Source organism: Gordonia araii NBRC 100433 (assembly GCF_000241265.1).
Classification (GTDB): Bacteria; Actinomycetota; Actinomycetes; order Mycobacteriales; family Mycobacteriaceae; genus Gordonia; species Gordonia araii.
Genome location: NZ_BAEE01000082.1, coordinates 54451 through 67211, shown reverse-complemented (window position 1 = coordinate 67211; position 12761 = coordinate 54451). Strand labels below are relative to the sequence as shown.

Sequence of the window (12761 nt, the reverse complement as noted above, 5' to 3'; positions counted from 1 at the left end):
ATCCGGGCACGGTCGGCGCGAATCCGGGCACGGTCGGCGCGAATCCGGGCACGGTCGGCGAGAATCCGGGCACGCTCGGCGCGAATCCGGGCACGGTCGGCGGGAATCTGGGCACAGTCGGCGCGATTGTGGGCACGGTCGGCGCGAAACCGGGCACAGTCGGCGGGATTGATGACGCAACTCACACATATTTGCGTGGAAACAATAGTTGCGTCTGCGTTACCGTTTCCGAGTGCAATCACAACGGACTTCCGGTGAGGACGGCGCGGAGCAGACCTTCGCGTCCCTTTCCGCGTTGTTCGAACGGCTCGCCTGCGCGGCGAAGTCCTCGGCGATGGCCGAGGTCGTCGAGGCCGACCTGACTTTCTCCCAGTTCCGCACGCTCATGGAACTGGGCGCCAGCGGCGCCGCGCTCTCAGTGAACGAATTGGCCGACGCCGTGCACCTCTCGGTCGCGGCCGCGGGTCGCGTCGCCGACAAGCTCGTCGCCCTCGGCTACGCCGATCGCCGCGAGGATCCGATCGACCGTCGGGTCAAGCGCGTCTCGCTCACCGAACAGGGACGCACCTTCGTCACCTCGGCGATCAACAACCGCGAAGACGTATTGCGCGACTTCGCGCGGCGCCTGCCGCCCGATGTCGCGGCGAACCTCGTCGCAGCACTAGAGCCCGTGCTTCACGGCGAGAACGACTACTTCGCCGCCCCCGAACCTTCGACAGAAAGCTGATCTCGATGACCTCCTCCGCAGCCGCCAAGGCACCGGACACCAAGCTCGATCGGCATGTGCTGATCGTCGCCGGTGTCGTGGTGCTCGGCTCGATCATGTCGATCCTCGACATCACCGTCGTGTCGGTCGCACAGGACACCTTCCAGACCGAATTGAAGACCGACCAGGCCGGTGCCGCCTGGTCGATGACCGCCTACACGCTGGCGCTCGCCACGGTCATCCCGCTGGCCTCATGGGCAGCCACCAGATTCGGCACCAAGAAGGTCTATCTGGCCTCGATCGTCCTGTTCCTCATCGGCTCGGTGCTGTGCGCGCTGGCCTGGAACATCGGCTCGCTCATCGCCTTCCGCGCGGTTCAGGGCCTCGGCGGCGGGCTGTTGATGCCCGTCGGCATGATGATCCTCACCAAAGCCGCCGGACCGGCACGCATCGGTTCGGTGATGGCCGTGCTCGGCATTCCCATGCTGCTGGGCCCGATCTTCGGCCCGATCCTCGGCGGCTGGCTCATCCAGATCGCCTCGTGGCACTGGATCTTCCTGATCAACGTCCCGATCGGGATCATCGCCCTCGTGTACGCCTGGCTGGTGCTCAAAGACGACCAGACCGGCGAGAAGCCGACCATCGACTACGTCGGACTGCTCCTGCTCTCACCGGGCCTCGCCCTGTTCCTGTACGGCGTCTCCAGCGCCGGCGAAGCGCAGATCTCCCACGGCACCTTCCTCACCGCGAAGGTCGTCGTGCCCGCGGTCGTCGGCCTCGCGATGATGGCCGCCTTCGTTCGCCACGCCCTGCGGACCGACAAGCCGCTGCTCGACCTGCGACTCTTCCGCAACCGGACATTGGCCGTCGCCGTCCTCACGATGGTGATCTTCCTGACCGCCTTCTTCGGCAGCGCCCTGCTCTACCCGCAGTTCTTCATCGGCGTGCGCGGGGAGTCGACCCTGATGGCCGGTCTCATGCTCGCGCCTCAGGGCATCGGTGCCATGCTGACCATGCCGGTCGCCGGACGACTCACCGACAAGATGGGGCCGGGCAAGTTCGTGCTCACCGGCTTGGTCCTCATCACCCTCGGCGTCGCGGCATGGACCCAGTTCGACAACACCACCTCCTATTGGCTGATCGGCGGCGCGCTGCTGATCCAGGGCATGGGCATGGGTATGACCATGATGCCGATCATGTCGTCGGCTCTGGCCACGCTGCGGAACAAAGAGGTCCCGGACGGGTCGACGCTGATGAACGTCGTCCAGCAGTCGTCCACCTCGGTCGGTACCGCGATCATCTCGGTGCTCCTGTTCACCGCACTGTCCAAGACCGAAGACGGACAGCTCGCGATCCAGTTCCACCGCGACGAGAACACCAAGGAAGCCTCGCAGCACCTGTACCCGTTCCTGCTCCAGCGGTTCGAGCGGGCGCCGGGCACGCTGCCGGAGGAGTCGTGGTTCGCCGCCGCCGCCCAGGCCTTCCACACGCCGTACCTCGTCGCCACCGTGCTGGTCGCGTGCACCCTGATCCCGGCCTTCTTCCTGCCCCGGAAGAAGATCGAATCCCCTCTGGTGGAGGAGGAGATGGATCAGCCCGCGCACATCGGCGTGCACTGACGGGACTAGAATCACCTGGAACCGAACACATGGAGTATCGATGACGACGGCAGCCCAGGAGCCCGCGATCATGTCGCGGGTAGGCCACTACTACGAAGCGGAAAGCACCTACCAGGTGGGCCGCGAGAAGATCCGCGAGTACGCCCGCGCGGTGCAGGACTACCACCCTGTGCACTGGGAGCCCGAGGCCGCGGAGAAGCTCGGGTACTCGGGGCTGATCACGCCGCTGACGTTCACTTCGATCGGCGCGATGGCGGCCAACCGGAAGCTGCTCGAAGAGGTCGTCGTCGGGTATGAGACCTACGTCCAGACCGAGCAGGTGTTCGAGCAGCACCGGCCGATCGTCCAGGGCGATGAACTGCTCGTCGACGTCGAGCTGTCGTCGGTGCGGCGGATCGCCGGCCGCGACCTCATCACGATCACCAACACCTTCCTCGATGTGAAGAGCGGCGAGACGGTGCACACGATGCACACCACGGTCGTCGGGGTGACCGCAGACGAGGTCGATCCCAACATCACCCAGGCGGTCTCGAAGGTGATGATGCACGACGTCGACATCTTCTCGACGGAGGAGGCCGCCGAGCGCTACGTGAAGACCGAGCGCACGGCGGGCGAGCGGACCATAGCCCAGCAGGGGCTCACCCGCACGCCGGGCAGCCGCAACTTCGACGAGCTGTCGGTCGGCGACGAGATCCCGGTGCATCACACCCACCTGTCGCGCGGCGACCTCGTCAACTACGCCGGCGTGGCCGGTGACGCGAACCCGATCCACTGGGACGAAACCTGCGCCAAGCTGGCCGGACTGCCCGACGTGATCGCCCACGGCATGCTCACCATGGGCCTCGGCGCCGGTGTCGTCGCCGACTGGTCCGGCGACCCGGGTGCCGTCACCAAGTACTCGGTGCGGCTGTCGTCGCCGGCGATCGTCCCGGCCGACGGTCGCGGCGATATCGAATTCGGTGGACGCATCAAGTCGCTCGACCCGGAGACCCGCAGCGGCGTGGTGATCCTGACCGCGAAGTCGGCGGGCAAGAAGATCTTCGGGATGGCGACGCTCAACATCCGTTTCAGCTGAACGCCCGTTCCAGCTCGGCACGCGTCATCGCCTGCACCGCCACTCCGGCGGCGGTCATCGGCTCGGTCGAGCGGAGGCTGCGGCACAGCACGAACGCGCCTTCCAGGCTCGTCAGGAACCCCAGGGCGAGACGACGGCAGGCGGTATCGGGCAGCCCCGTCTGAGCGAACCATCCGGTGAGCTCGGCGATCCACCCCGTGAAAACCGTGGCCGTGGCCACCCGGAGGCGCTCGTTGGTGCTGGCGACCTCCAGCGCGATGGTTTCGATCGAGCACGCCTCGGTGTAGTCCATGGACTCCAGCTGCGCCGCGGCCGCCGCGAAGAGGTCCGGGATTCCCGCGACGAGATCGTCCACCGCCGCCAGCTGAGGACCGACCATGGCGCTGTACCGGATCCCCTCGGCCCGGATCACCTCCTCGCTGATCTGCTCCTTCCCGCCCGGGAAGTGATGGTAGATCGAGCCGAAGGGCGCGTTCGCCGCCGCGGCGATCTGCTTGAGCCCGGTCGCGGTCATCCCCTGGCGCCGGTACAGCTCGGCCGTCGATTCGATGATGCGCTCGCGCGTATCGGTCGCCATGGCACTCCTTGCGTCGAATACACACCAAGCGTACCGTCACTCTAACTAGAACGATCTATCTAGCGAGGTCATCATGGAGCGTGTCGCACTGCCCGCCGGCCCTATCGACTACATCGACACCGGAACGGGGGCCGACGACCGGCGACCGGTCCTGGTGTTCGGGCACGGCCTGCTGATGAACGAGACACAGTGGCGCAAGGTGATTCCGCTGCTGGACGAGTTCCGGTGCATCACGCCAACCTGGCCGCTGGGCGCCCATCGACAGCCCATGAACAGCGACGCCGATCTCACCCAGAACGGGGTCGCCAACATCGTCGCCGACTTCCTCGAAGCGCTCGACCTGACCGACGTGACGTTGGTGCTCAACGACTGGGGCGGCGGTCAGTTCATCATCACCGAGGGGCGGGCCGAGCGCGTCGGACGCCTGGTCCTGGCCTCCTGCGAAGCCTTCGATAACTTTCCGCCCAAACCGGCACGGCCGGCGGTCGCGCTGTGCCGGCTGCCCGGCGGCACTCGGCTGTTTATGCGGCTGATGGGTACCGCGGCATTCCGGCACGGCGACCGCGGATACGGCATCTTGACCAAGGGCCGCATCCCCGACGACGTCCTCGACGACTGGTTCGCGCCGGCCACGCGCAGCGCGGAGATCCGCCGCGACCTGCGCAAGTTCTCGATCGGGTCCCCGCCCCGCAAGACGCTCCTGGACTGGTCGGCGCGACTGGGGTCGTTCGAGCGTCCCGTCCTGGTCGTCTGGGCCGTCGACGACGCGATGTTCCCGGTCGAGCACGCCCACCGCCTCGTCGACCTCTTCCCCGACGCCCGGCTCGTCCTCGTCGACGATTCACGGACGCTGATCGGCGAGGATCAACCCGAACGGTTCGCCACCGCGCTGCGCGAATTCGCGTCCGCCCGGCCGCGCACCGACGCGCCGCACTGAGCGGCGGCGTGCTGGCGCCGGCAGAAGTCAGAGCCAGCGCTGCGCGGACCGCAGGTGCTCGCGAAAAGGCTCGAAGGCCGCGAGTACCTCGGCTGCGGTGCGGGGCCGGTCGACCAGACCGGCCGACTCACCGGCGTACACCGGTGCCAGCGAGACGTCCGCGTCGACGCGGGCTTGCTTCATCCGCGCGGTGAAGTCCTCGGTCACCGCAGTTTCCAGCGCATCGGTGCGTTCGGCCCACTCGTCGGTGAAGGCGTTCGCCAGCGCGCGGCCGCCGTAGATCGTCGGCCAGTCGAAGCGCTGCGCGATGTCGAAGGCACGCGTGTAGACCGTCTGGTCGGTGTCCGCCTCGATCACCGCCTCCTTGAGCTCCGGCCGGAACAAGCTCTCCTCGCAGGCGGCGAACGGGGTACCGACCCAGCCGGCAGCCGCACCCGCCGCGAGCACCGCGGCCAGACCGCGCGCCGTGGCAACGCCGCCTCCGACGAGGACCGGGCGGTCGGTCAGGTCCAGAATCTGCTGCAGCAACGGCAACGTCGAGACCACTCCCCGACCGTGTCCGCCGCCCTCGGACCCGCGGACCACCAGGCCGTCGACACCGGCGTCGAGCGCGTCGAGCGCCTCGGTCCGCGTCCCGACCTGCGCGACGACCGCGGCTCCCGTCTCGCGGACCTTCGGCAGATAGGGCCGAGGATCGCCGAAACTCAGGCTGAGCAACACCGGCTCGAACTCCAGCACGACGTCGAGCAGGGCCGGGTTCTGCGGAAGCGACCAGCACATCAGGCCGGCGCCGAATCGCTCGCCCGACCGTGCGGCGATCTCGCATTCGGAACGCACCTGTTCGACGGTGGCGGTGTTGCCGACGCCCACCAGCCCCAGCCCCCCGCCGGCGGAAATCGCCGACGCCAGTCGACCGCCGGCGGCTCCGGCCATCGGTGCACCGACGACGGGGACGCGCAACGCATCGAGGATCTCGTCGAGTCCGGTCATGGTCACGCTCCCTCGGTCGACGTCCCGACGGCGGTAGCGAGCGGCTCGAACGGGGCGCCCGCCTGTTGCAGGATCCACGCCAGCTCGAAGGCGGCCTGCTCCCACTGCTTGTACCGCCCGCTGACGCCGCCGTGCCCCGCCGACATCTCCGTCTTCAAGAGGATCGGGGCATCGCCCGTCGTCGAATCCTGCAGTCGGGCAGCCCATTTGGCCGCCTCGGTGTGCAGCACGCGGGTGTCGTTGAGGGAATTGAGCGCCAGGATGGCCGGGTAGTCGACCGTCCGCACGTTCTCGTACGGCGTGTAGGACTTCATGTACTCGTAGACGGTGGGATCCGCGAGCGGATTACCCCACTCCTCCCACTCGATCACCGTCAGCGGCAGGCTGGGATCGAGGATCGAGTTGAGTGCGTCGACGAACGGAACCGCGGCGACGATCCCGTTGAACAATTCGGGCGCCGAGTTGGCGACCGCGCCCATCAGCAACCCGCCGGCCGAACCGCCTTCGGCCACCAGGTGCGTCGAGTCCGTCACCCCGCTGTCGATGAGATGCCGTGCCACGGCGATGAAGTCCGTGAAGGTGTTGCGCTTGGCCAGTTCCTTGCCGTCCTCGTACCAGTGACGGCCCATCTCGCCTCCGCCGCGCACGTGGGCGACGGCGAAGACGACGCCGCGGTCCAGCAGCGAGAGCCGCGAGACCGAGAAGGACGGATCGATGCTGTGCTCGTAGGAGCCGTAGCCGTAGAGCAGCGTCGGCGACGGGCCGCTTCGGTCGACGCCCTTGCGCTGCACGATCGACACCGGGATGCGCGTCCCGTCGTCGGCCGTGGCCCACCCGCGCTCCTGCTCGTAGTCGTCGGGCGAGTATCCGCCCAGCACGATCTGGCGTTTGAGCAGTGTGCGTTCGCCCGTCGCGACGTCGAGTTCGATCAGTTCGGTCGGCTCGATGAAACTCGTGTAACCGATGCGCAGGCGGGGCGCCTCCCATTCGGGATTGCCCGCCGCACCGGCCGAGCACAACGGCTGATCGAAGCGCAGTTCGACGAAATCGTCGACGGTGGGCATCCCGTCGATCTGGCGCAGATCGGCGATCGCGACGCGCGGCAGAGCGTCCGCGCGATAGCTGAGCACCAGGTAGTCGGCGAAGGCCTCGACGTCCTCGACGCGGCGCGCCGGATCGTGGGCGATGAACACGGTGCGCTGCGACGGGTCGGCGACCGGAGCGATGTCGACGGCGTAGTTCTGCTGCTTCGCCCCGTCCGGGGCCGGCCCGTTGTGGGTGAACAGGAAGTACCCCTCACCGCTGATGATCGCGTGGTCGACCTCGTACTCGACGCCGGGCACGCGCGGACCGAGGCTGACCGGCTCGGCCGTCGGATCCGCGGTGGGGATCGCGTAAACCTCGGACGTCGTCTTCGATCCGACGCCGATGAACAGGTACTCGCGGCTGCGCGTCGCGCCCATGCCGACCCAGAAGCCCTCGTCGGGTTCGTGGAAGACCTTGACGTCGGGTGTGCCGCTGCCGAGTTCGCGCCGCCACACGGTGTCGGGGCGCCAGGCGTCGTCGACCGTTTGGTAGAAGACGTACCGCGCATCTCGCGACCAGACGGCGCCTCCGGTCGTGTCGGAGATGGTTTCGGCGAGTTCCTCACCGGTGTCGAGGTTCCGGAAGCGCAAGGTGTAGCGCTCGTCGCCCTTGGTGTCGATGCCGAAGGCCAGCCACACGCCGTCTTCGCTGACCGATACCCCGCCGAGGCTGAAGAACTCGTGTCCGTGCGCCTCGACGTTGGCGTCGAGGACGATCTGCTCGCCCGGGAGCTTCTGGTCGGGGTCGATCTTGGGCGGCTCCCAATCGTCGGGAGTCCGCACCGGGCACCGGGCCGAGATCCCGTACTGCTTGCCCTCCTCGGTGCGGGCGAAGTACCAGTAGTCGCCGCTGCGCGTCGGCACCGACATGTCGGTCTCCTGCACGCGGGACTTGATCTCGTTGAAGATGGTGTCCTGCAACGGTTTCAGTTGCGCTGTCTGCGCTTTGACGAACTCGTTCTGCCCCTCGAGGAAGGCGATGACCTCGGGGTCGGTCTTGTCGGCCATCCAGGTGTAGGGATCGATGACGGTATCGCCGTGATGGGTCCGTTCGACGGGAACCTTCTTGGCGACCGGCGGGGTGATCGGCTGCTCGCTCACATCGCCTCCTCAGCGCCGGGCCACTCGTCGAAACGCTGTCCGGACAGTCTTTCGTAGGCCTCGATGTAGCGGGCCCGGGTGCGGGCGACGACCTCGTCGGGCAGCGGAGGCGGCGCATCCGAGCCGTGCCGGTCCCAACCGGATTCCTCGCCGGTCAGCCAGTTGCGGACGATCTGCTTGTCGAAGGACGGCTGAACCTTTCCCGCGACATACGTTGCGGCGTCCCAGTAGCGCGAGGAGTCGGGGGTGAGCACCTCGTCGGCGAGGACGAGAGAGCCGTCGGCGTCCCGCCCGAATTCGAACTTGGTGTCGGCCAGGATGATTCCGCGCTCGGCGGCCAGCTCGGCGCCGCGGCCGTAGATGTCGAGAGTCGCCGCTTTGAGGTCGGCGGCCAGGTCCGCGCCGACCAGGTCGACGACTTGGTCGTAGGTGATGTTCTCGTCGTGGTCGCCGAGGTCGGCCTTCGAGGCGGGGGTGAAGATCGGCTCGGGCAGCCGGCTCGCCTCGCCGAGTCCCGCGGGGAGTTCGATGCCGCAGACGGCGCCGGTGGCCTGGTAGTCGAGCAGCCCCGATCCGGTCAGGTAGCCGCGGGCGACGCATTCGACGGCGACCATCGGCAGGTCGCGCACGACCATGGACCGGCCCAGGACCGATGCCGGGATCCGCTCGTCGACGGGTCCGCCGGCGAGGTGGTTGGGCACCCCCAGGTGGGAGAACCAGAAGAAGCTGGTGGCGGTGAGGACGCGCCCCTTGTCGGGGATCGGCGTCGAGAGCACGAAGTCGTAGGCGCTGATCCGATCCGAGGTGACCATGAGCAGCGTCTGCTCGTCGATTCGATAGATGTCGCGGACTTTGCCCGACGCGATGAGCGCGTAGGAATCCAGGTCAGGACGCATAGCGTCGAGCGTAGTGCCCGCCCGAGACGGGACCGTGGCCGGTCCTCGTCGGGTGGCCGCAACCGGCCGCCGGACGTATCTTCGAGCCGTGGGTGCACCAAGGACGCTCGCCGAGATCGTCGGTCGTTACGTCGACGCGCAGATCGCCGTGCTGCTCGACGCGGAGCCGCGGCTTCTCGACGGACGGCTCGAGGCCGTCCACCCCGCCAGAGTGGCGGTCCGCCGGTTGCGTTCGACCTTGCGCACCTTCGACGTATACAAGCGGTCCGCCGCCGACGTGCTCGGCGCCGAGTTGCGATGGTTCGGGTCGGTGCTGGGCGAGGTGCGCGACCTCGACGTCCAGTCGCGCAGGCTCGCTGCGGCCCTGGACGACGTCGCCGAACGCGAATCCGCCGTCGCGGCCGCCGCATTGCTGGACGATGAGGCCGCCGCACGGTCGCGGACGGCCTGGGTGCATGTGGGTGCGGCGTTGGGCTCGCCCCGATACGCGCGTCTGCGCTCGCTGCTCGATGACTGGACCGAGACTCCTCCTTTGCGCAAGCGGGCCGGCCGTCCGGCCGACACGGTCGTGGCGTACGTCGACGCCGCCGACCGGATCCTGCGCGAGCGAATCGGCCTCGCGGTTCGCGCCGCTGCCGAGGGAAGCGCCGATGGGCCCGAGCGCGCACACGCCGCACGCAAGGCCGGTAAGCGCCACCGGTACGCGGCGGAACTCGCCCTTCCGGTCCTCGGTGAACCGGGCAGACTGCTCATCGAGCAGCGCACCGCGCTCCAAGACGCGCTCGGCGAGCAGCAGGACGCCACCGTCGCACAGCGCTTCGTCGCCGAACTCGCCGATGCCGCCGACGACCCCGCCAAGCCCGCACTGGACGCTGTCCTGCGCCGCGAGCTCCAGACGATCGCCGACGCCGGGCGCGTGCTCGACGAACTAGCTTCTCGACTCGCTTGAATTCGCCGACTGGGCACCTCACCCCCGCCGACTGGGCACCCCACCTGCGCCCAGTGGGCACCTCACCTGCGTCAACTGGGCACGGTCGGCGGGAATGTGGGCACGGTCAGCGGGAATGTGGGCACGGTCGGCGGGAATGTGGGCACGGTCGGCGGGAATGTGGGCACGGTCGGCGGGAATGTGGGCACGGTCGGCGTTTGGGAACGCCGCGGGCTTCTAAAGGATCGGGGCGGGGACGTACTTCGCGGCCTCCGGGTACCGGGCGACGACTTTCTCGGCCGCCGCGACGACGTCGGCCACCTGCGCCTGCGCCGCACCGATGAAGGCCGTCTTGTCCGCCAGCGCCTCGTCGAGCCCGGCACGATCCAGCGGGATTCGCTCGTCGGCGGCGAGACGGTCGAGCAGATCGGGCGCGGCTCCCTGTTCGCGCATGGCCAGTGCGACGGCCACGGCGTTCTCCTTGATCGCCTCGTGCGCGGTCTCCCGCCCGACGCCGGCGCGGACCGAGGCCATGAGCACCTTCGTCGTCGCGAGGAACGGCAGGTACCGGTCCAGCTCGTTGTTGATCACCGCCGGATAGGCGCCGAACTCGGCGAGCACGGTCAGGAAGGTCTCCATCAGCCCGTCGATGGCGAAGAAAGCGTCGGGCAGCGCGACGCGACGCACCACCGAGCAGAACACGTCGCCCTCGTTCCACTGGGCGCCGGCCAGTTCGGCGGCCATCGACCCGTATCCGCGCAGTACGACGGCGAGTCCGTTGACCCGTTCACAGCTGCGGGTATTCATCTTGTGCGGCATCGCAGAAGAACCGACCTGACCCGGCTGGAAGCCCTCGGTCACCAGTTCGTGGCCGGCCATCAGCCGGATCGTGGTCGCCAGCGACGACGGCGCCGCCGCGGTCTGCACCAGCGCCGACACCACGTCGTGGTCCAGCGAGCGCGGGTAGATCTGGCCCACCGAGGTCAACGACGACGAGAAGCCGAGGTGACCGGCGACGAGGTCTTCGAGCCGCGACAGCTTGCCCGCGTCCCCGTCGAGCAGGTCGAGCATGTCCTGGGCGGTTCCCATCGGCCCCTTGATGCCGCGCAGCGGATAGCGCGCGACGAGTTCCTCTAGGCGCTGCAGCGCGATCATCAGTTCGTCGGCGGCGCTGGCGAAGCGCTTGCCCAGCGTCGTGGCCTGGGCGGCGACGTTGTGGCTGCGGCCGGCCATGACGAGGGACGAGTACTGGACCGCGCGATCGGTGATCCGGGCCAGCATGGCGACGCCGTGCGCGTGGACGTGGCGCAGCGACTGCAGGATCTGCAACTGCTCGACGTTCTCGGTGAGGTCGCGGCTGGTCATCCCCTTGTGGATGTGCTCGTGGCCGGCGAGCGCGTTGAATTCCTCGATGCGCGCCTTCACGTCGTGACGGGTGACCTTCTCCCGGTCGGCGATCGAATCGAGGTCGATCTCGTCGACGACCCGCTCGTAGTCTTCGATGACGCCATCGGGGATGTCGATGCCCAGCTCGCGCTGTGCCGCCATCACCGCGATCCACAGTTGGCGCTCGGCGGCGATCTTGGTGCGCGGCGACCAGATGTCGGCGAGCTCTGCCGACGCGTAGCGACCGGCGAGGACATTGGCGATCTCGGGTTTTCCCACGTCGCCCAGTTTAGTGGCCGGAGTCCCTGCCCAGCGGCGGTGGGCCCGCGAGCCCGTCGTCGCCGAGCGCCGACGCGAAGCCGCCGTCGGCCAAGGCCGGTGCGAACATGTCCACGACGTCGACGATCGCATCGGTAATGGCCCCGACCGGATCCGCACGCCGCTCGGCGTCGACCGAGATCGACTCCAGCAGCGCGCCGTTCTCGAACGCGATGAGCTTGTGCACGCCGCCGGGGGCGCTGTGTCGCGCCGACTTCGCCAGGACCTCCGCGGCGATCTTCTCGACCTGGTGCTGGCGCTGGTTGATCATGCTCGCCAGCTCCGGGTGGCGGGCCGCCAGCACGAACAGTTCGTAGCGGGCGGCCAGGCGCTCCGACGACCCGTCGCCGACGAACACCTGCGCGAGCGCAGCGGCGGTGTCGCGCGCCCCTCGGGACCGCTCCGGCAGTGCGGCGCAGCGATCGGTCATCTCCCGCGCGTCGACTTCGCACGTGTACTCGACGGCGGCGGCGAGCAAATCGTCGAGAGAGTTGAAGTAGTAGGTCGTCGACGCGAGCGGCAACCCCGCACGCTCGGCCACCGCCCGGTGCCGCACGGCGTCCTGGCCGTGCTGCATCAAGAGAGCGCCGGCCGCCTCGGCGAGGAGTTGCCGGCGTGCCATCCCCTTGGGAGTCGCGGCAGCCATGGATGACATCGTGCCAAGCGCCGCGCTGCTCCGTGGCGGTTTCGACCAGCCGCTCAGGCGACCATAAGTGGCCATCCGCGAGGCGTCAGAGGGCGAAGCAGAAGCCGCCGGCGCCGTAACCGCGGTGCACCCGCGCGATCGTGTAGTTGGATCGCTTGCCGCGCTGGACCGCGTAGACCTGACGGACGCCCTCGCGCTGCGGCACCCACGTCACCGCGGCCGTGGCACCGGCCGGGTAGGCCGTACCGATGTAGAGCGGCGGGAACCGGCCGGGCTTCTTCTCCCAGAAGGTGACCTTGCCGGACGAGTCGACCGGAACGGTCATCGAATAGCTGCAGCCGGTGCCGTAGGCGTTCGACGAGAAGCCGACGCCCGGGTCGACGCGCCCGGACGGCACCGCGGCAGCCTCCGTGGCGCCGACGGCGGCCAGCGCACCCGCGGCGATCACCGCCGCAGCGGCCGCCGAAATCCTCGTTGTCGTATTTCCCCACATGGCA

The 12761-nt window shown here is 68.5% G+C and carries 12 protein-coding genes; 5 read left to right on the top strand and 7 right to left on the bottom strand.

Annotated elements, in window-relative coordinates; translation table 11 throughout:
• The first annotated feature begins 232 nt into the window (after nucleotides 1-232).
• The 3 genes from GOARA_RS17415 to GOARA_RS17405 are packed head-to-tail and all read left to right on the top strand — an operon-like array spanning nucleotide 233 to nucleotide 3400.
• Nucleotides 233-727: a MarR family winged helix-turn-helix transcriptional regulator gene (locus tag GOARA_RS17415; RefSeq protein ID WP_245548454.1), complete on the top strand. Its 495-nt coding sequence runs from the start codon at nucleotides 233-235 to the stop codon at nucleotides 725-727.
• Between the two features lie 5 nt (nucleotides 728-732).
• Complete coding sequence (locus tag GOARA_RS17410) at nucleotides 733-2325, top strand: DHA2 family efflux MFS transporter permease subunit (RefSeq protein ID WP_007323749.1); 1593 nt, start codon at nucleotides 733-735, stop codon at nucleotides 2323-2325.
• Nucleotides 2326-2365: 40 nt separating this feature from the next.
• Nucleotides 2366-3400 (top strand): fused (3R)-hydroxyacyl-ACP dehydratase subunits HadA/HadB, encoded by a 1035-nt coding sequence (locus tag GOARA_RS17405; protein WP_007323748.1) that lies wholly within the window; start codon nucleotides 2366-2368, stop codon nucleotides 3398-3400.
• Here GOARA_RS17405 and GOARA_RS17400 read toward each other — a convergent pair.
• Nucleotides 3393-3977, bottom strand: coding sequence for a TetR/AcrR family transcriptional regulator (locus tag GOARA_RS17400; RefSeq protein ID WP_007323747.1), 585 nt, complete (start codon nucleotides 3975-3977; stop codon nucleotides 3393-3395). The two genes, GOARA_RS17405 and GOARA_RS17400, sit on opposite strands and share 8 nt — an antisense overlap.
• A gap of 73 nt (nucleotides 3978-4050) precedes the next feature.
• On the opposite strand from GOARA_RS17400, the gene GOARA_RS17395 reads away from it, so the two are divergent.
• On the top strand, nucleotides 4051-4914 hold the full coding sequence (locus GOARA_RS17395) for an alpha/beta fold hydrolase (protein WP_007323746.1): 864 nt from the start codon (nucleotides 4051-4053) through the stop codon (nucleotides 4912-4914).
• 27 nt (nucleotides 4915-4941) lie between these two features.
• Here GOARA_RS17395 and GOARA_RS17390 read toward each other — a convergent pair whose 3' ends face one another.
• Genes GOARA_RS17390 through GOARA_RS17380 form a run of 3 tightly spaced genes read right to left on the bottom strand, consistent with a single transcriptional unit; the run spans nucleotide 4942 to nucleotide 8986 of the window.
• Nucleotides 4942-5904: an NAD(P)H-dependent flavin oxidoreductase gene (locus GOARA_RS17390; protein ID WP_007323745.1), complete on the bottom strand. Its 963-nt coding sequence runs from the start codon at nucleotides 5902-5904 to the stop codon at nucleotides 4942-4944.
• A 2-nt stretch (nucleotides 5905-5906) separates the two neighbouring features.
• Complete coding sequence (locus tag GOARA_RS17385; protein WP_007323744.1) at nucleotides 5907-8090, bottom strand: S9 family peptidase; 2184 nt, start codon at nucleotides 8088-8090, stop codon at nucleotides 5907-5909.
• On the bottom strand, nucleotides 8087-8986 hold the full coding sequence (locus GOARA_RS17380) for a phosphoribosylaminoimidazolesuccinocarboxamide synthase (RefSeq protein WP_007323743.1): 900 nt from the start codon (nucleotides 8984-8986) through the stop codon (nucleotides 8087-8089). Before GOARA_RS17380 ends, GOARA_RS17385 begins: the two co-directional genes overlap by 4 nt.
• A gap of 88 nt (nucleotides 8987-9074) precedes the next feature.
• On the opposite strand from GOARA_RS17380, the gene GOARA_RS17375 reads away from it, so the two are divergent.
• A complete protein-coding gene (locus GOARA_RS17375) occupies nucleotides 9075-9935 on the top strand; it encodes a CHAD domain-containing protein (protein ID WP_007323742.1) in 861 nt (286 codons plus the stop codon).
• Nucleotides 9936-10151: 216 nt separating this feature from the next.
• On the opposite strand, the gene purB is transcribed toward GOARA_RS17375, so the two are convergent.
• From purB to GOARA_RS17360, 3 genes are all read right to left on the bottom strand, one after another.
• Nucleotides 10152-11579 carry an adenylosuccinate lyase gene (gene purB / locus GOARA_RS17370; RefSeq protein ID WP_007323741.1) on the bottom strand — a complete coding sequence of 476 codons (1428 nt, stop codon included), beginning with the start codon at nucleotides 11577-11579 and terminating at the stop codon, nucleotides 10152-10154.
• Nucleotides 11580-11589: 10 nt separating this feature from the next.
• Nucleotides 11590-12264, bottom strand: a complete 675-nt coding sequence (locus GOARA_RS17365) for a TetR/AcrR family transcriptional regulator (protein ID WP_007323740.1) — start codon at nucleotides 12262-12264, stop codon at nucleotides 11590-11592.
• An 85-nt stretch (nucleotides 12265-12349) separates the two neighbouring features.
• On the bottom strand, nucleotides 12350-12757 hold the full coding sequence (locus GOARA_RS17360) for a hypothetical protein (protein WP_050947340.1): 408 nt from the start codon (nucleotides 12755-12757) through the stop codon (nucleotides 12350-12352).
• Between the last annotated feature and the right edge of the window lie 4 nt (nucleotides 12758-12761).

Bases quoted from the DNA above. Each gene is read 5' to 3' on its own strand.
- GOARA_RS17410 (WP_007323749.1), top strand. From the start codon at position 733: ATGACCTCCTCCGCAGCCGCCAAGGCACCGGACACCAAGCTCGATCGG.
- GOARA_RS17405 (WP_007323748.1), top strand. From the start codon at position 2,366: ATGACGACGGCAGCCCAGGAGCCCGCGATCATGTCGCGGGTAGGCCAC.
- GOARA_RS17400 (WP_007323747.1), bottom strand. From the start codon at position 3,977: ATGGCGACCGATACGCGCGAGCGCATCATCGAATCGACGGCCGAGCTG.
- GOARA_RS17395 (WP_007323746.1), top strand. From the start codon at position 4,051: ATGGAGCGTGTCGCACTGCCCGCCGGCCCTATCGACTACATCGACACC.
- GOARA_RS17390 (WP_007323745.1), bottom strand. From the start codon at position 5,904: ATGACCGGACTCGACGAGATCCTCGATGCGTTGCGCGTCCCCGTCGTC.
- GOARA_RS17380 (WP_007323743.1), bottom strand. From the start codon at position 8,986: ATGCGTCCTGACCTGGATTCCTACGCGCTCATCGCGTCGGGCAAAGTC.
- GOARA_RS17365 (WP_007323740.1), bottom strand. From the start codon at position 12,264: ATGGCTGCCGCGACTCCCAAGGGGATGGCACGCCGGCAACTCCTCGCC.
- GOARA_RS17360 (WP_050947340.1), bottom strand. From the start codon at position 12,757: ATGTGGGGAAATACGACAACGAGGATTTCGGCGGCCGCTGCGGCGGTG.